The sequence below is a fragment of the Streptococcus cristatus genome (assembly GCF_003943815.1).
Lineage (GTDB): Bacteria > Bacillota > Bacilli > Lactobacillales > Streptococcaceae > Streptococcus > Streptococcus cristatus_F.
In genome coordinates this window covers 23,358-39,410 of record NZ_RJNA01000012.1, presented here as the reverse complement: position 1 = coordinate 39,410, position 16,053 = coordinate 23,358, and the positions used below count along the sequence as shown (strand labels likewise).

Below are 16,053 nucleotides of genomic sequence, written 5' to 3'. Positions count from 1 at the left end.
AAGAATGAAACAGTATATTCAAAATATTTTTGACCAAAGTATGGCGATTGAAAGTTTTACCCATACTAGTTCTGAGCGGAAGATTGAAGCCTTTCTTCAGGAGCGGATAGGAGAGATTCCTTATTTTCAGGAGCATCCAGAACAGTTTGGCTGCTATCAGATTCCGAATGATTTTTATGGCCGTAGTGTTAACTGGGCTCTGGTCAAGCGAGATACGGCTGACACCATTATTCTTTTTCATCATCATGATACAGTGGATATTGAGGACTTTGGCAGTCTCAAAGACTGGGCTTTTGATAATCAGTCCCTCAAAGAAAAATTGCCCTCCATTTCTTCAGATTCAGATCTTTTAGCAGATATTGCGTCGGACAAATGGCAGTTCGGTCGAGGCTCTTGCGATATGAAAGCGGCTCTGGCCTTGCAGCTGGGAGTGGTGGAAAGATACAGTCAGATACAGTCTGGTCAGGTCAATTTGCTCTATCTGTCGGTCGGAGATGAGGAATCCTATTCCCAAGGCATGCGGGCAGCAACATCCTTGCTTGCTGAATTGAAGGAGCGTTTCCAGCTTCATTACCTTCTGGCTGTGGATTCTGAGCCTTTTGAGAGCCAGTCAGCGGAGAAAAAGGTGCTTCATGTAGGAACAGTCGGCAAGTTGATGCCAGTTGTCGTGACTCAGGGGATCCTTTCTCATATGAAAGAGCCACTCAAGGGGATCAATGCTCTGTCCTTGCTGGCCAAGGTTGCTGAAAAAATTGACCTCAATCCGGCTTTGTCTGACATGGCCTATGGCGAACGTTCGCCCCTGCCATCTTGGTCTTATCTGCGCGATTTGAAGGAAAATTATGATGTGTCAACTGTGCTGCGTGCTGCAGGTTATTTCAGCGTCCTCTATCTAGAAAAGAGCCCGACAGAGCTACTGGCGACCATAAAGAATCTCAGTCAGGAAGCAGTGGATGGCTTTTATCAAAACTACTGTCAGCTTCAGAAAGTCTATCAAGAAAGCAAGCTTGTAGCGAAACCGCGCGTGCTGACCTATCAGGAATTACTGCAAGAATGCCAAGAAAAAATCGGTTTTAAAGCCACTTTGCAGCAAATTTATGAAGAAGCGCAGCAGGCTCTGCAAGAGGGTGCCTCCTATCAGGAAATCAGTATTCAAAATATCCAGAAGGTTTTAGATTTTTATGACCGTAAGGAAGCCTTGGTTGTCCTAGCAATCGCGCCGCCTTACTACCCATCCATGAATTGTCGCCGCTTGTCAGATAGTCCGATTAGGATTGATAAGGTCGTTCAACTTTATGGGGATTATCTGGATAAAGAAGCTGGTTGTCAGCTCCAAGTGGACGAATTCTTCATGGGGATTTGTGACCTTAGTTACTGTGCCTTAGAGAAGCCTGCAGCTGAATACCAAGACTTAATTGCCAGTATGCCTGTGCCTGAGAATCTCTATCATCTGGATTTCCCAGAAATTGTGGCTAATCATATCCCCGGTATCAATCTCGGTCCATGGGGCAAGGACTTGCATCAGCTTACTGAGCGTGTCTATGAGCAGGATATGCTGGAAACCATTCCTAATTTCTTGCTCTATCTGCTGGAGAATGCTCAATCTTTCAAAGTTTAAAGGATGGTTCTGCCTTGTTTTAAAGCAAAATCCGAACTTTTTCGCTAGTTTCTAGACAAATGATTTTTAGGATAGTATAATAACCTTAAAACATAGCAAAGGAGATTCCCATGATTGAATTTAGAGATGTTACAAAAGACTATGATGGCAAGCTGGCGCTTAACCATCTGAATCTGACCTTGGAAAGCGGTGAGATTGTTGGTCTGATCGGTCACAATGGAGCGGGTAAGTCAACGACCATTAAATCTCTGGTCAGTGTCATCAATCCGACACAGGGGCAAATTTTTGTGGACGGCAAGGAGCTATCCAGTAATCGCCTAGAAATCAAGAAGAAAATTGGCTATGTAGCTGATTCTCCTGACCTTTTCTTGCGCCTGACAGCCAATGAATTTTGGGAGCTAGTGGCGACTTCCTACGACATGACCACGGCAGAAGTAGAAGCTCGTTTGGGTGAGCTGCTGGCTATCTTTGACTTTGCTAGTCATCGCTATGAAGTGATTGAGTCGTTTTCACACGGTATGCGGCAGAAGGTCTTTGTCATTGGTGCTCTTTTGTCTGATCCAGATATATGGGTCTTGGATGAGCCTTTGACGGGCTTGGATCCTCAGGCAGCTTTTGATCTAAAGCAGATGATGCGTGAGCATGCCAATAAAGGGAATACTGTTCTTTTTTCAACCCACGTGTTAGAAGTGGCTGAACAGCTATGCGACAAGATTGCTATTCTCAAAAAAGGAGAGCTGATATTCTACGGAACGGTTGAGGACCTAAAAGCCCAGCATCCAGACCAGTCCCTCGAAACCATCTATCTAGGTCTGGCTGGCCGCAGAGAAGAGGTGAGTTCAGATGCGCCTTAAAGCGATTAAAAAATTAGTTGATATCAATATTCTTTATGCGATTCAACCTTCGCAGTTGCAGCAATACCGCAAGAAGCAGGAAAAAAATCCAGAGGTCAAAGTCAATGTCTCCCTGCAGGCTATTCGAATGTACTTGATTTTGGGCTTGGTCTACCTGTTCTTCTTTGGTATCATGAGTGCTTTCAATCACATGGTGGGCAATCCAGGACATTTTGCCAATATGGTCTCCATATTTGCTATATTTTCCATGTCACAGGGCTTCTTGGTTTTCTATAATGTCTTTTATGAAAGCAAGGATTTGCAGTCCTATCGGCCCTATGCCTTTAGTGAATCAGAAATCATTGTCGGAAAGAGCATCTCTGTTGTTCTGACCCTCTTGATTGCGATTCTGCCCATGTATAGCTATTTCATCGTGCTAGGTCTTCAAGGCGGAAATCCTTTAGTCGGCCTGCCTATGGCCTTGCTTTCGATTATCATTTTAAGTTCGGTTATAACCTTTGTCATTTTGATTTTGGTGCATTTTATCACCAAGACAGCTTTCTTTAGAAAGTATAAGACTATTCTATCCAATGTGATTCTGGGGCTGGTTTCCCTTGGTTCGGTAGGACTCTATATCTTTATCAATCAAATGAACAGTCGTAGTATCGCCAGCAATACAATAGACACACCTTATTTCCCGCCAGTTGTAGCCTTTTACGACTTTATCATCAATCCTTTTAGCTTGTCTGCAATTTTAGGAATTCTAGCTTGGCTTGCTGTGGCGGCTCTGCTCTTCTTGGTGGTTAAGTTCAAGGTCATACCAGAATTTTATGAAGCAGCCTTGATGACAGGAGCAGCAGGAGGCAAACGCGAGCGTGTGCACGATATCAATATGGACGAGGCCAAGAATTTCAAGAAGTTCGTCTGGCGCTATCACATTCGGCTGCTGAGTGAAGGTTCGGTCATCTTGCAGGCTCTCTTTATGTCGGCACTGATACCTTACATCATCATTTTTAGCATGGTCATGGGGGCGATCAATGCAGGTCTGGATGTTAGCCCGTTCTTGATTCCACGATTTTTGCTTCCGCTTATCTTCCTATCTATGTTCATCGCTACCCTCAATTCGGGTGGGAATAATCTGACCTCTATTGGTTTATCCTTGGAGCGGGAAAATTTTGATTATCTGAAGGTTTTGCCTTTTGAGCTCAGAAAATACGTTCGTCTCAAATTTTGGTATCTATTTGCTATTCAGTCCATTCTACCAGTGATTCTTCTGTTGGTGACTAGTCTTATCTTCCATGTTCATCAAGTGACTTTTCTGGTTATGCTGCTGGTTTGGTTTATGGCTAGCCTAGCTTGGAGCGCTTGGGGCTATCATCGGGATTATAAGCATTTAGTGACCAACTGGTCCAATGTCAACGAGCTGATGACTCGAGATAATAGTATGGGTAAGACCTTATTAGGACTAGCCTTTACTATTGGAGTGATTATCGTGATTGGTCTTCTCTATGTGATTTCATACTCCCTGCCTCTCACTGTTCTCTACCTCCTTTCCCTTCTGCTGATTTTGATTTCTGGACTTGTTTCTTATCTGATTTATCGCTATTATATGAAAAAACTTGATAGCGAAATTGCTAGTTTCAATTCCTAAATAACAATAATAAAAAGCTTAGCAGCATGGTGATTTGATTACCTACTTCTAAGCTTTTTAGTTGCGATTTATTCTATAGTTTTTTGTTAGCTGATATTTATCCTTTTAGGAACGCCAATTAATCAAGACATACATTAAGCTGGAGCCAAACATATCCGCCAAGGCGTGCATGAGAAAGAAAGGCAGGAGGTTCTTGACCTTGTACTTGTAAAGAAAATAGTAGAAGAGACCATAGACCACTCCGATAACCAAGGCCCAGAGCATTCCTTGATAAGTATGGAAAGAAATCCGAATGATGGTAGAGTAGGCCAGTGCCCACCACTTATACTTATCCTTGACTGAGGTCATAAGACCCAGAAAGAAGAATTCCTCATAGAAACCATTGAGAAGTCCGTAGAGGATGGCCATAGGTGTCAGTTCAGCAAATTTCCGGAAGATTTCCAGTAAATCTATATAGGACCAGAGGGTTGAATCAAAGTAATTATACTCGCCACTCAGTGTCGTCACAATGTCACCAAAGAACCCTACCACTACAAAAATAAGAGGAGTCCAAAGGAGAACTGACCAGCTCAGACGGATAGGAAGCTGCTTAAAGTCGAAGCGCCGAAGCAATAGGTATAGAATGGTCAAGACCAGCATCAGGAGCTGAAGATTGAAATTGCTTGAGAATGCTGCGCCTTCGCTAGCTGTATTGCTGACCGTTTCAGTTGCCGCTGTCGTCGCTGTTGTTGCAAAGCTAGCTAGATAAAGTTCGGTTGATGTGTAGATGAACTGACCAAACATGAGCAGAGTAATCACAAGAATATCGAACCATTTCAGCTCTTTCAGGGGCTGCGATGGGCGGATTTTTGATAAAATAGTCATTCATTTCCCTTCCATAATTGGCAGATTTAATTGCCAGAGATCATCTTTTCTATCTTTATCTTAGCAGAGAAAGCTTAAATTTATATTATTTCAAAGTTCTTACTTTTGAGAGGTGGTTAGTGCAGACCTGTTGCAGGATTGGTTGAAGAGCTGCCTTATGCTATAGAAAAAACTGCTTGAAAAGCAGTTTTACATGAAATAAACAATAGCTAAGTACTGGAGGGCAGAAGCGGCTAGGATGAAGAGGTGCCAAATCATGTGGAAGTAGGGTTTCTTTTTGGCATAAAAACCAGCACCTACTGTGTAGCAAAGACCGCCTGCTAGCATGAGTCCCCAAAACACTGGTCCAGTTTGTCCGATAATTTGCGGGATGATAAAGATCACCAGCCAACCCATAATTAGATAGAGGGCTAGGCTGAATTTCTCATTAACCTTCTTAGCAAAGATTTTGTAGAGAATACCAAAGATGGTCGTGCCCCACTGAATCACGATAATCAGATAACCCCGCCAGTCATTCATGAGTGAAAGGACGACTGGCGTATAGCTGCCTGCGATAGCGATATAAATCATGGAGTGGTCAATAATCCGTAGGATGTATTTGTGGGTAGAGCCATAGGACATGGAGTGGTAAATGGTAGAAGAAAGAAACATGAGGAAAAGGCTAATGACAAAGATAGAAGTACCAACAGCAGAAACGAGGCCATGCCCTTCATAGCTGTAAATAGCAGAGATGGGTAGAAGAATCAGCATCAAAACAGCTCCGACGGCATGAGTGACAGCATTGGCAATTTCCTCTCCAAAAGAGAGTTGTTTACTGAGTTTAAGCGCGTAGTTCATCGTTATCGGCCTCCTTTTCGGGTACTTGGATAAAAGCAAGGGTTTGCTGGTAGAGTTTTAAAGTCTGACAAGCACTGGCAATGATGGGCGTCACTTCAAGCTTCCGTCCGTTCATATAATCCACAAAATCATTGTAAAGATCTTCAGACTGGGTCTCAGCGTTGAGCATATCCAAAGTCGCAGCAATATCTTGAATGGAAAAAACAGTTTTCAAGCTTGTAATAGCAATCAAGCGGGCAACTTGCTGGCGATTGTATTTCTTTTTTAAAGGTTTTTCAAGATAGGCATGCTTGACATAATTATTGATCATGGATGCAGTCAAGCCTTTGTCGGATGCAGTAAAAGCTGGCTTACAGACCTTGTTGACGTAGAGCAGGACTTGGTCCAGATACAGGTCAAGAACAGGTAATTCATCCCATCTCGGGAACATATTTTTCGTTTCCAAATTTTAAACTTTCTATTATCTAGTTTCGATAACTAGATAATATCATTTTTGAAAATTAAAGTCAAGAATAAATCCAATTTGTCCAAAATTTGCTATAATCATGAGTAAGGAAAACAGGAAAATGGACTCTGAATCCAAGATGAGAAAGGGAAAATATGAAGATTTTAATTCCGACCGCCAAAGAAATGAATGAAAATCAGAGCTCGCTGGGGCGCTCCCAGTTGACGCCGAACAGCAAAATCATCATAGAAGAGCTATTAAAACACTCAGCCAAGGAGCTGGAAAAATTATACAAAATCAGTCCGCAAATGGCTGAAATAGAATACCAGCGAATTCAAAATCTGAGCAAAAATGAAGCGGAGACCTATCCAGCCTTGCATTTATTTGATGGGCTCATGTATCGCAATATCAAGCGAAAAGATTGGACACAAGAGGAGGAATCCTACATTCAAGAGCATTTGCTGTTAACGTCTAGTCTATATGGGGTCATTCCTGCCTTGAGTCCGATTGCCCCTCATCGGCTGGACTTTTTGGTGGGGCTGAAGCCAAATGGTCAAACGCTGAAAAAATTTTGGCGGGAAGAGTATACAAAAGCAGTAGCGGACGAAGATATGCTGCTTTCTCTCTTGTCCAGTGAATTTGAGGATGTTTTTGATAAATCCGTCAGAGAGAAGATGCTTCGTTTTAAATTCTTAGAGGAAAAGGCTGGCAAACTCAAAAGTCATTCTACCATTTCCAAAAAGGCGCGTGGGCAGTTTTTGACTGCTTTGATGGAAGCTCAGGCCGATCATCTTGACCAAATAAAACAGGTTTCTTTTGCAGGTTTTACCTATCGAGCAGATCTTTCAGATGCTAAAGAATTGGTTTTTGTAAAAGAAGAATAAGAAAAGGAGGCTGGGACAAAAGTCCGACCTCAAATATAGAAAGCGAACAAAACTAGTTTTCTGGTAATCAGAATTCTACTTTGTTCGCTTTTCGCATTTAATTGTAGATTTGAAGGGCTTAATAATTAAGATTTTTAAAAATTGAAATATTTTTGTCCCAAACTCTTTTTTGTAGCAAAGAGACTATTGTCCCAGACTCTTTTACTCTATTATTTAGACTTACCAAAAGAAAAATTAACTTAACAGGTATTCTACTGCAACTTTTAATACATTCATTAACTACATTAGAAATAAGAGAAAGGCAATTCGAAACAGAGACAGGGCGAGCAAATGAAGGGGATAAAACCAGTAAAATACTTTTCCAATATTGGCCCCTTTTTGACCGTTGTAGAAAGAGGTCACGAGGAGAAACAGAAGACAGGTGGCAGCCAGATCAGCCAGACCATCATAGGAGAAATTGAAGGCCAAAATTAGGATTTGCACACTGTTCAATGCCAAGACACCGCCAATTTTTCGGAAGATTGGGTCTTTAATCTTTGCAAAGGAATAGATACCAAAAACTCCTCCCGTCAGTCCGCCGTCAGCGATAATGGACAGAGTAAAACAGAGTAGAATAATTAGAACTTTTCTCCAGGTTGCTGTTTGCTGATCACTGTAATAAAGAGCACAGAGCCCCAAAAAGAGAGTAACAACCGTATTTTGCATGATAAAGCCAAGACCAGTAACCCAGCCCATCAGAGAGAAAGGGATGATACTGATAAGAGCCAGCAGTCCTAATCGTCTCATGTACTTGCTCACATCATGACTGTGCCGATAGCCTTCTGCAATACAAAAGGCAAAGACTGGAAAAGCCAGGCGTCCTATTATGTGCATACTATTGGCCAGCCAGTTAGGAGAGAGAATATTCATATTGGTAGCCAGTGGAAAAGATACCCAGGCGATATGGTCAATCAGCATTGCAAGCATAGCAAGCAGTTTCAAACTGCTATTGTCAATCATTTTTTTCATAGGATACTCCTTTTTCCTCTCCTATGATACAAGAAAGAGTTTCTTCTTTCCATTTCTTTAGCTTACATTTCTCTCATTTTTCTTACAATTTTGTAAGTTGGAATTTCACCTTTTTACCTCATCGATGAATACTTCTGATTTTTCTTGACAAATAAGACTGAACGAGGCTGGGACAAAAAGATTTTGATTTTAGGGATTCTTTATTATAAATTTTTAAAATTGATAGATTAGACAAAAAAGTGAACAAGACAGAATTCTGAGTGTCAGATAACTCCGTTTTGTTCGCTTTTTATATTTAAGGTTAGACTTTTGTCCCAGATTCTTTTACATAGTCTGATAATTGCTTTTGATTCTGCAATTCGATAAATTTCTCAGGATAGGTCTGACGAACCTTTTGATAGAGATTTTTAGTCTCTCTTGTCCTGCCATCCCAAAGGATCCAGCGGATGAATTCCCAATCCAGTCTTTCAGTACAGCCAGAAGCCATACTCTCTCGCACCTGATTGCGATATTTTAGATAGCGTTTAAGGGCACGATAGAGGCAGTTCCAGCGAGAAAAGTTCATAAAGATAATCTGATCAGCCTGAGCCATCCTTTCCTCAAAGCAGGCGAAGGAGTAGTTGCCATCGATGACCCAGGATTGTTCTCGCTTGAGGAAATCTGCTAAATCAGCCTTGACTTGGTCTTGGCTACGAGTCTGCCAGTTTTCTTCAAACCGAATCGTATCCAGATGAAGCACAGGAATATGGTGAAAGTGGCCTAACTGCTGGGCTAAGGTTGACTTGCCAGAGCCTGAGTAGCCGATGATAGCAATCTTCATATACATTCTCCTAATTACAGTGAGCAACAAAAAAAGCTCCGTGGAGCTCCTTTGTATGCGCGATGCATTATTTAGCAAGTTTAGCTGAAAGACGTGCTTTATCGCGGCTTGCTTTGTTTTTGTGGATCAAACCTTTTGTTTCTGCTTTATCGATAGCTGAGCTAGCAGCACGGAAAAGTTCTTCAGACGGGTTTGCTTCAAATGCTTTGATTGCAGTACGCATAGCTGATTTTTGAGCTGAGTTTTTTTCGTTTTGTTTAACGTTCAATTCAGCGCGTTTGATAGCTGACTTAATGTTTGCCAAGTTATTCACCTCCATTGAAAATACTAACTATCTAATTATATATGAAAAGTTATGATTTGACAAGTCTAAATTATTTTTTTAGATAGATTTCGTCAATTTCATGATTTTTAGCCTTGTGCAAAATCACTTCGGCCCTATTACGAGTTGGCTCAATATAGTCTAATAGGTTCACCAGATTGATTGTTTCCCAGATATTATGGGCCAGCGCCATGACTTCTTCTTCGGGCTGGGTTGTAAAGCGATGGTAGTAGTTGTCCGTGTCATGCTTGGCTAGTGCCAGTAATTTTTTAAAACGATCCAGATACCAAGACTCAATATTTTCGATTTCGGCATCTACGTAGATAGAGAAGTCGAAAAAGTCAGTCATATAAAGGCGTTCATTTTGCGGATTTTGGAAAACATTGATACCTTCCACGATGACAAAGTCAGCTGCCTTAATTTCCTGCTTTTCATTTGGGACAATATCATAAATTTCGTGCGAGTAGACGGGAATTTCATAGTTTTGACCATTTTTAATGCGGTCTAAGAAATCCAGCAAAAGTTCCATATTATAGCTTTCAGGGAAGCCCTTGCGATTTAAAATGCCTGATTCAATCAAGGTTTGATTAGGATAGAGGAAGCCATCGGTCGTCACCAATTCAACGGTTGCATTTGTAAAAGTCCGTGATAGGAGGATTTGCAATAGGCGGCTAATCGTTGATTTTCCAACGGCAACACTGCCAGATACTCCGATGATAAAGGGCTGTCTTTTACTCTCCTTTTGTAGAAAAATACCTTTTGAAAAGGCGAGATCTTCTTTGGAACGTTTATAAATCTGAATGAGATTTGTCAGAGGCAGATAAACATCTGTCACATCCTGTAGACTGATTTTGTCATTGAAACTCTTGATAGAATTGAGTTCGGACTCAGTGAGCGGTGGATTTTTTTTTCGATGCAGATTCTGCCAAGTTTGGCGGCTGATTTTTTCAAAATGAAGAAATTCGTTAGTCATAAGTTACTCCTATATGATGGATTTTAGTATAACATACTTTTGGAGAAATGAAAACGATTTACAAATCTAGAAAATTTATGATAAAATGGTTTTATGACTAAAATGTATTTTGCAGAAAATCCGGATGCCAAACATGACATTCATGAATTAAAAGTGGAACTATTAGGACAACAGATGACCTTTTTAACAGATGCTGGTGTCTTTAGCAAAAAAATGATCGATTACGGCAGTCGAGTGTTGTTGTCTGCCTTGGAATTTAACAAAAAAGAAACGCTGCTGGATGTCGGCTGCGGTTATGGAACGTTGGGCTTGACTCTTGCTAAAGCGCAAGAGCTGGAAGTCACTCTCGTGGATATCAATCAGCGAGCGCTAGACTTGGCTAGAAAGAATGCGGATGCGAACCAAGTGTCTGCAGATATTTTCCAGTCCAATGTTTACGAATATGTGACCGGACAATTCCATCATATTATCAGCAATCCACCGATTCGGGCTGGTAAGCAGGTGGTGCACGAGGTTATTTCAGGTAGCTATGATCACTTGCTAGAGGATGGGAATTTGACGATTGTTATCCAAAAGAAACAAGGAGCTCCCAGCGCTAAAACCAAGATGGAAGAAGTATTTGGCAACTGTGAGACTCTCAAGAAGGACAAAGGTTATTATATCCTAAGGAGTGTGAAGTAAAAATGCGGGCAGTTGATATTATTCAAAAGAAACGAGATGGACTAGAGTTGTCCAGTCAAGAGATCGAATGGCTGATTGAGGGGTATGTAGCCGGAACAGTACCAGATTACCAGATGTCAGCCTTTGCTATGGCTGTTTACTTTAAAGGAATGACTACTCGGGAAATTTCTGATTTGACCATGGCTATGGTGGGGACAGGCCAGCAGTTTGATCTGTCAGCTATTTCAGGGATTAAGGTAGATAAACATTCGACTGGTGGAGTGGGAGATAAGGTTACCTTAATCTTGGCTCCTCTCGTAGCTAGCTTTGGCGTGCCCGTTGCTAAGATGAGCGGTCGAGGCTTGGGGCATACGGGTGGTACCATAGACAAGCTCGAGTCTGTCAAGGGCTACCAGGTAGAGCGCAGTCAGGAAGATTTCATCAAGCAGGTTCAGGATATTGGTGTATCCGTCATCGGTCAGTCAGACCAGCTGGTCAAGGCTGACAAGCTTCTCTATGCCCTGCGTGATGTGACCGCTACAGTTGATACCATTCCTTTGATTGCCAGTTCAGTTATGAGCAAGAAAATCGCCGCTGGTGCAGACAGCATTTTGTTAGATGTAACCGTCGGTGAAGGTGCCTTTATGAAAAATCTAGAGGATGCCCGTGTCCTAGCCCGTACCATGGTAGATTTAGGCAAGGCAGTCGGACGTAGGACGGTTGCAGTTATTACAGACATGAGTCAGCCTTTGGGCACTAGCATTGGCAATCGTTTGGAAATCTTGGAAGCACTGGAAATCCTTCAAGGACAAGGACGCGAGGATATTACGGAGTTTATCTGCGAGCTCGCTCAAATCATGCTTGATTTGGCTAATGTTGAGAAGTCAGTTTCTGAAATTAGAGAGCATCTGACAAATGGAGCGGCTTTGAAAAAATTTGAAGAGATGATCGCGGCTCAAGGTGGAGATCTAGAGGACTTGTATCGACCATCCCAAGCGGCTTATGTGGCTGAAGTGAGAGCAGAGCAATCTGGTTATATCACAGAGCTTCCAGCTACGGAATTTGGCTTGTTTGCGATGAGATTAGGAGCAGGACGAGCCGTCAAATCTGATAAACTAGATTATGAAACTGGAATCGTGTTTGAAAAGAAGGTTGGCGAAACAGTCGAAATTGGGGAAATTGTCGCAAAAATTTACGCAAATGAAAAAATTTCTCAAGAACTAGTTACAGAATTCCAAAAAAATGTTAGAATAGGTAGTGAAAGCGTTGCAGTAAGCGAGATTGTCGAAGTGATCGCTTAATTCTAGGAGAATCCAATATGAAATTAAACAAATACATTGACCATACGCTTTTGAAACCTGATGCAAGTCAGGAGCAGATTGAAACCTTAATTGAGGAAGCAAAGAAATACGATTTTGCGAGCGTCTGTGTCAATCCGACTTGGGTGAGTTTTGCTGCGCAAGCACTAAAAGCTACGGATGTTAAGGTCTGTACGGTCATTGGTTTTCCACTGGGAGCAAATACTCCGGAGCTCAAGGCTTTTGAAACGAATGATGCCATCCAAAACGGAGCGAATGAAGTCGACACGGTCATCAATATCGGCGCTTTAAAGTCTCGAAACTTTGACTTAGTTGAAAGAGACATTCGAGCTGTTGTGGAAGCTGCCAAAGGAACCTTAGTTAAGGTTATTATTGAAACCTGCCTCTTGACAGATGATGAGAAAGTGAGAGCTTGCCAGCTTGCTCAGAAAGCTGGTGCGGATTTTGTCAAGACATCTACTGGTTTCTCAACTGGTGGTGCAACCGTTGAGGACATAGCTTTGATGCGTAAGACAGTTGGGCCAGATATGGGAGTCAAGGCTTCTGGCGGTGCCCGTTCTTACGAAGATGCACTTGCCTTTATCAAAGCTGGTGCGACTCGCATTGGAGCATCCTCTGGTGTAGCGATTATGGAGGGAGACGTGGCTAATGGCGACTACTAATTTGATTGATTTAGTTGTAGAAACCACGAAGAATGCCTATGTTCCATACTCTCATTTCCCTGTCGGAGCTGTTTTAGTAGCTAAAAATGGACAAGTTTTCACAGGTGTCAATGTCGAAAATGCTAGTTTCGGCTTGACCAATTGTGCAGAGCGAACAGCCATTTTTAAAGCTGTTTCTGAAGGCTTTTTAGACTTTGAGGAATTAATTGTTTACGGAGAAACGGAAAAACCGATCTCTCCGTGTGGTGCCTGCCGCCAAGTAATGGCAGAGTTTTTTAATCAGGATTTACCAGTGACCTTGGTCGCTAAAGATAAATCGACGGTCGTGATGACGGTCAAGGAGTTACTTCCATACTCTTTTACAGACTTAACTTGAGTCTGTTGCTGGTCAACTGACCAAAATTAAACTTGCAACTAAGTTGCACATCTTATATAGGAGGTTCAGAAATGAACAAGAAACAATGGCTAGGTCTTGGTCTAGTGTCTGTCGCAGCAATCGGACTTGCTGCATGTGGGAATCGTGCGTCTAAATCAGATAGCTCTAACGCTAAAACTGATTTAAAAGCTGCTATCGTAACCGATACAGGTGGTGTTGATGATAAGTCATTTAACCAATCTGCATGGGAAGGTTTGCAAGCTTGGGGGAAAGAAAATGGCCTTTCAAAAGATAACGGCTATACTTACTTCCAATCAACAGACGAGTCACAATACGCGAACAACCTAAACCAAGCTGCTACGGATGGTTACAACCTAGTATTTGGTATCGGTTTTGCCCTTCGTGATGCCGTTGAATCTGCTGCTAAAGATAATTCAAGTATTAACTACGTTATTATTGACGATGTGATTGAAGGTCAAAAGAATGTTGCTTCAGCAGTCTTTGCGGATAATGAAGCAGCTTACCTTGCTGGTGTTGCAGCTGCAAAAACTACTAAGACAAAACAAGTTGGTTTCATAGGTGGTATAGAAGGTGCAGTTATCACACGTTTTGAAAAAGGTTTCGAAGCTGGTGTGAAATCAGTTGACCCATCTATCAAGATTAAAGTGGACTATGCTGGTTCATTCGGCGATGCAGCTAAAGGTAAAACAATTGCAGCTGCTCACTATGCTGGTGGTGCGGATGTCGTTTACCAAGTAGCTGGTGGTACTGGTGCTGGAGTATTTAACGAAGCTAAGTCAATCAACGAAACAAGAAATGAAAATGAAAAAGTTTGGGTACTTGGTGTTGACCGTGACCAAACTGAAGAAGGTAAATACAAATCTAAAGATGGTAAAGAATCTAACTTTGTTTTGGCATCAAGCTTGAAACAAGTTGGTAAGACTGTCCAAGACATTGCTAACCAAACTGCTAAAGGTAAATTCCCAGGTGGTAAAACTACAACCTTTGGTTTGAAAGACGGTGGTGTTGATTTGACAACAACCAACCTTTCTGAAGATGCTAAAAAAGCTGTTGAAGAAGCGAAAGCTAAAATCCTTGACGGTAGCATTACAGTTCCTGATAAATAATTGAATGTTGAGCGATCCGACCTACTAGGGTCGCTCATTTTTAAATTCTGACGCCTTTGCATCGGTTAAGCCTACTAGGATAGGAGTCCGAGGAGGTTATATCGACATAAAATGAAATTCTGGAAAGGAAAGAGCCATGACACATGAAAATGTCATTGAAATGCGAGAAATTACCAAGATTTTTGGTGAATTTGTGGCCAATGATAAAATCAATTTGGAACTCCGAAAAGGTGAAATTCACGCTCTTTTAGGAGAAAATGGTGCCGGGAAGTCAACCTTGATGAATATGTTGGCCGGCCTACTTGAGCCGACTAGTGGTGAGATTGTAGTAAACGGAAAGCTAGTTAAGCTGGACTCTCCATCAAAGGCGGCCTCACTTGGTATCGGGATGGTGCATCAGCACTTTATGCTTGTGGAAGCCTTCACTGTTGCTGAAAATATTATTCTTGGAAGTGAGATTACAAAAAATGGTATCTTAGACTTAAAACGCGCTACGCAAGAAATTAAGCGTTTGTCTAAGAAATATGGTTTGTCGGTCAATCCATCTGCCAAGATTGAAGACATTTCCGTAGGAGCACAACAACGGGTTGAAATTCTGAAGACCCTTTACCGTGGTGCTGATATCCTCATCTTTGACGAACCAACAGCTGTTTTGACACCATCTGAGATTGATGAATTGATGAAAATCATGAAAAACTTGGTCAAGGAAGGTAAGTCTATCATTCTTATTACCCATAAGTTAGATGAAATTCGTGCAGTTTCTGACCGAGTGACTGTTATTCGTCGAGGAAAATCGATCGAAACCGTTGAAATTGCTGGTGCAACTAATCAAGACTTGGCAGAAATGATGGTGGGACGTGCTGTTTCCTTCAAGACTGAGAAGAAACCTTCTAATCCGCAAGAGACGGTTCTTTCAATCAAGAATCTTGTCGTTGAAGAAAATCGCGGCGTTCCAGCTGTTAAGGGACTTTCACTGGATGTTCGTGCTGGTGAGATTGTTGGGATTGCTGGTATTGACGGCAATGGTCAAACCGAGTTGATTCAAGCTATTACAGGACTTAGAAAAGCAAGCTCGGGCGATATTTTGATCAAGAACCAGTCCGTGATTGGTAAGAAACCACGCCAGATTACAGAGATGAAGGTCAGCCACGTACCTGAAGACCGCCATCGCGATGGTTTGGTGCTGCAGATGTCCATTTCTGAAAATATTGCTTTGCAGACTTACTACAAGGAACCACTTAGCAAAAACGGCATCTTGAATTACAATAATATTTACTCTTACGCGTGCAATCTGATGAAAGAGTTTGACGTGCGGGCAGCTAGCGAGTATGTACCTGCTTCAGCCCTCTCAGGAGGAAACCAGCAGAAGGCTATCATTGCTCGGGAAGTGGATCGTGATCCAGACTTGCTGATTGTCAGTCAGCCAACCCGCGGTCTTGATGTCGGAGCAATTGAGTATATCCATAAACGCTTGATTGAGGAGCGTACTCAGGGCAAGGCAGTACTTGTTGTTAGCTTTGAGCTAGATGAAATACTCAATCTTTCTGACAGAATCGCCGTTATCCATGATGGCAAGATTCAAGGAATTGTGACTCCAGAGAAGACTAATAAGCAAGAACTTGGTATTCTTATGGCTGGTGGTAAGATTTAGAAG

At 42.0% G+C, this 16,053-nt stretch carries 17 protein-coding genes; 10 read left to right on the top strand and 7 right to left on the bottom strand.

Features of this window, described 5'->3' with window-relative positions; all coding sequences use genetic code 11:
• Nucleotides 1-4: 4 nt before the first annotated feature.
• The 3 genes from D8872_RS08325 (at nucleotide 5) to D8872_RS08315 (ending at nucleotide 4,102) form a co-directional block, all read left to right on the top strand.
• Nucleotides 5-1,618, top strand: a complete 1,614-nt coding sequence (locus tag D8872_RS08325; protein WP_125390593.1) for a M20/M25/M40 family metallo-hydrolase — start codon at nucleotides 5-7, stop codon at nucleotides 1,616-1,618.
• Between the two features lie 110 nt (nucleotides 1,619-1,728).
• Nucleotides 1,729-2,472 carry an ABC transporter ATP-binding protein gene (locus D8872_RS08320; protein WP_045497015.1) on the top strand — a complete coding sequence of 248 codons (744 nt, stop codon included), beginning with the start codon at nucleotides 1,729-1,731 and terminating at the stop codon, nucleotides 2,470-2,472.
• Nucleotides 2,462-4,102 (top strand): hypothetical protein, encoded by a 1,641-nt coding sequence (locus D8872_RS08315; protein WP_125390592.1) that lies wholly within the window; start codon nucleotides 2,462-2,464, stop codon nucleotides 4,100-4,102. The genes D8872_RS08320 and D8872_RS08315 overlap by 11 nt, the downstream gene beginning before the upstream one ends.
• A 105-nt stretch (nucleotides 4,103-4,207) precedes the next feature.
• Here D8872_RS08315 and D8872_RS08310 read toward each other — a convergent pair whose 3' ends face one another.
• The 3 genes from D8872_RS08310 to D8872_RS08300 form a co-directional block, all read right to left on the bottom strand.
• Nucleotides 4,208-4,966, bottom strand: a complete 759-nt coding sequence (locus tag D8872_RS08310) for a CPBP family intramembrane glutamic endopeptidase (RefSeq protein ID WP_005590130.1) — start codon at nucleotides 4,964-4,966, stop codon at nucleotides 4,208-4,210.
• Between the two features lie 189 nt (nucleotides 4,967-5,155).
• Nucleotides 5,156-5,803, bottom strand: coding sequence for a PAQR family membrane homeostasis protein TrhA (gene trhA / locus D8872_RS08305; protein WP_005590131.1), 648 nt, complete (start codon nucleotides 5,801-5,803; stop codon nucleotides 5,156-5,158).
• Nucleotides 5,787-6,233, bottom strand: a complete 447-nt coding sequence (locus tag D8872_RS08300; RefSeq protein WP_125390591.1) for a DUF1836 domain-containing protein — start codon at nucleotides 6,231-6,233, stop codon at nucleotides 5,787-5,789. The genes trhA and D8872_RS08300 overlap by 17 nt, the downstream gene beginning before the upstream one ends.
• Before the next feature lie 170 nt (nucleotides 6,234-6,403).
• On the opposite strand from D8872_RS08300, the gene yaaA reads away from it, so the two are divergent.
• Nucleotides 6,404-7,132 (top strand): peroxide stress protein YaaA, encoded by a 729-nt coding sequence (gene yaaA, locus D8872_RS08295; RefSeq protein WP_125381762.1) that lies wholly within the window; start codon nucleotides 6,404-6,406, stop codon nucleotides 7,130-7,132.
• A 279-nt stretch (nucleotides 7,133-7,411) separates the two neighbouring features.
• On the opposite strand, the gene D8872_RS08290 is transcribed toward yaaA, so the two are convergent.
• From D8872_RS08290 to coaA, 4 genes are all read right to left on the bottom strand, one after another.
• Nucleotides 7,412-8,140 carry a TraX family protein gene (locus D8872_RS08290; protein ID WP_005590134.1) on the bottom strand — a complete coding sequence of 243 codons (729 nt, stop codon included), beginning with the start codon at nucleotides 8,138-8,140 and terminating at the stop codon, nucleotides 7,412-7,414.
• A gap of 301 nt (nucleotides 8,141-8,441) precedes the next feature.
• Nucleotides 8,442-8,960, bottom strand: coding sequence for a DNA topology modulation protein (locus tag D8872_RS08285; RefSeq protein WP_125381763.1), 519 nt, complete (start codon nucleotides 8,958-8,960; stop codon nucleotides 8,442-8,444).
• A gap of 67 nt (nucleotides 8,961-9,027) precedes the next feature.
• On the bottom strand, nucleotides 9,028-9,264 hold the full coding sequence (gene rpsT, locus D8872_RS08280; RefSeq protein WP_001274000.1) for a 30S ribosomal protein S20: 237 nt from the start codon (nucleotides 9,262-9,264) through the stop codon (nucleotides 9,028-9,030).
• A gap of 70 nt (nucleotides 9,265-9,334) precedes the next feature.
• Nucleotides 9,335-10,255 (bottom strand): type I pantothenate kinase, encoded by a 921-nt coding sequence (coaA, locus tag D8872_RS08275; protein WP_125390590.1) that lies wholly within the window; start codon nucleotides 10,253-10,255, stop codon nucleotides 9,335-9,337.
• Between the two features lie 93 nt (nucleotides 10,256-10,348).
• Between coaA and D8872_RS08270 the strand changes: the two genes are divergently transcribed.
• The 6 genes from D8872_RS08270 to D8872_RS08245 all read left to right on the top strand — a co-directional run bounded on the left by D8872_RS08270 (nucleotide 10,349) and on the right by D8872_RS08245 (nucleotide 16,050).
• Nucleotides 10,349-10,936 carry a class I SAM-dependent methyltransferase gene (locus D8872_RS08270; protein ID WP_125390589.1) on the top strand — a complete coding sequence of 196 codons (588 nt, stop codon included), beginning with the start codon at nucleotides 10,349-10,351 and terminating at the stop codon, nucleotides 10,934-10,936.
• Nucleotides 10,937-10,938: 2 nt separating this feature from the next.
• Nucleotides 10,939-12,216: a pyrimidine-nucleoside phosphorylase gene (locus D8872_RS08265; protein ID WP_125390588.1), complete on the top strand. Its 1,278-nt coding sequence runs from the start codon at nucleotides 10,939-10,941 to the stop codon at nucleotides 12,214-12,216.
• A 17-nt stretch (nucleotides 12,217-12,233) separates the two neighbouring features.
• Entirely contained in the window at nucleotides 12,234-12,896 is a 663-nt protein-coding gene (gene deoC, locus D8872_RS08260) for a deoxyribose-phosphate aldolase (protein ID WP_125390587.1), read from the top strand.
• A complete protein-coding gene (locus D8872_RS08255) occupies nucleotides 12,883-13,272 on the top strand; it encodes a cytidine deaminase (RefSeq protein ID WP_125390586.1) in 390 nt (129 codons plus the stop codon). Before deoC ends, D8872_RS08255 begins: the two co-directional genes overlap by 14 nt.
• Before the next feature lie 71 nt (nucleotides 13,273-13,343).
• Nucleotides 13,344-14,399, top strand: a complete 1,056-nt coding sequence (locus D8872_RS08250) for a BMP family lipoprotein (RefSeq protein ID WP_061911253.1) — start codon at nucleotides 13,344-13,346, stop codon at nucleotides 14,397-14,399.
• A 136-nt stretch (nucleotides 14,400-14,535) separates the two neighbouring features.
• Entirely contained in the window at nucleotides 14,536-16,050 is a 1,515-nt protein-coding gene (locus tag D8872_RS08245) for an ABC transporter ATP-binding protein (RefSeq protein ID WP_125390585.1), read from the top strand.
• Nucleotides 16,051-16,053 lie beyond the last annotated feature (3 nt).

Bases quoted from the DNA above. Each gene is read 5' to 3' on its own strand.
- D8872_RS08270 (WP_125390589.1), top strand. From the start codon at position 10,349: ATGACTAAAATGTATTTTGCAGAAAATCCGGATGCCAAACATGACATT.
- D8872_RS08300 (WP_125390591.1), bottom strand. From the start codon at position 6,233: ATGTTCCCGAGATGGGATGAATTACCTGTTCTTGACCTGTATCTGGAC.
- D8872_RS08290 (WP_005590134.1), bottom strand. From the start codon at position 8,140: ATGAAAAAAATGATTGACAATAGCAGTTTGAAACTGCTTGCTATGCTT.
- deoC (WP_125390587.1), top strand. From the start codon at position 12,234: ATGAAATTAAACAAATACATTGACCATACGCTTTTGAAACCTGATGCA.
- D8872_RS08250 (WP_061911253.1), top strand. From the start codon at position 13,344: ATGAACAAGAAACAATGGCTAGGTCTTGGTCTAGTGTCTGTCGCAGCA.
- D8872_RS08245 (WP_125390585.1), top strand. From the start codon at position 14,536: ATGACACATGAAAATGTCATTGAAATGCGAGAAATTACCAAGATTTTT.
- D8872_RS08310 (WP_005590130.1), bottom strand. From the start codon at position 4,966: ATGACTATTTTATCAAAAATCCGCCCATCGCAGCCCCTGAAAGAGCTG.
- D8872_RS08320 (WP_045497015.1), top strand. From the start codon at position 1,729: ATGATTGAATTTAGAGATGTTACAAAAGACTATGATGGCAAGCTGGCG.
- D8872_RS08285 (WP_125381763.1), bottom strand. From the start codon at position 8,960: ATGAAGATTGCTATCATCGGCTACTCAGGCTCTGGCAAGTCAACCTTA.
- coaA (WP_125390590.1), bottom strand. From the start codon at position 10,255: ATGACTAACGAATTTCTTCATTTTGAAAAAATCAGCCGCCAAACTTGG.
- trhA (WP_005590131.1), bottom strand. From the start codon at position 5,803: ATGAACTACGCGCTTAAACTCAGTAAACAACTCTCTTTTGGAGAGGAA.
- yaaA (WP_125381762.1), top strand. From the start codon at position 6,404: ATGAAGATTTTAATTCCGACCGCCAAAGAAATGAATGAAAATCAGAGC.
- D8872_RS08255 (WP_125390586.1), top strand. From the start codon at position 12,883: ATGGCGACTACTAATTTGATTGATTTAGTTGTAGAAACCACGAAGAAT.
- D8872_RS08325 (WP_125390593.1), top strand. From the start codon at position 5: ATGAAACAGTATATTCAAAATATTTTTGACCAAAGTATGGCGATTGAA.
- D8872_RS08315 (WP_125390592.1), top strand. From the start codon at position 2,462: ATGCGCCTTAAAGCGATTAAAAAATTAGTTGATATCAATATTCTTTAT.
- D8872_RS08265 (WP_125390588.1), top strand. From the start codon at position 10,939: ATGCGGGCAGTTGATATTATTCAAAAGAAACGAGATGGACTAGAGTTG.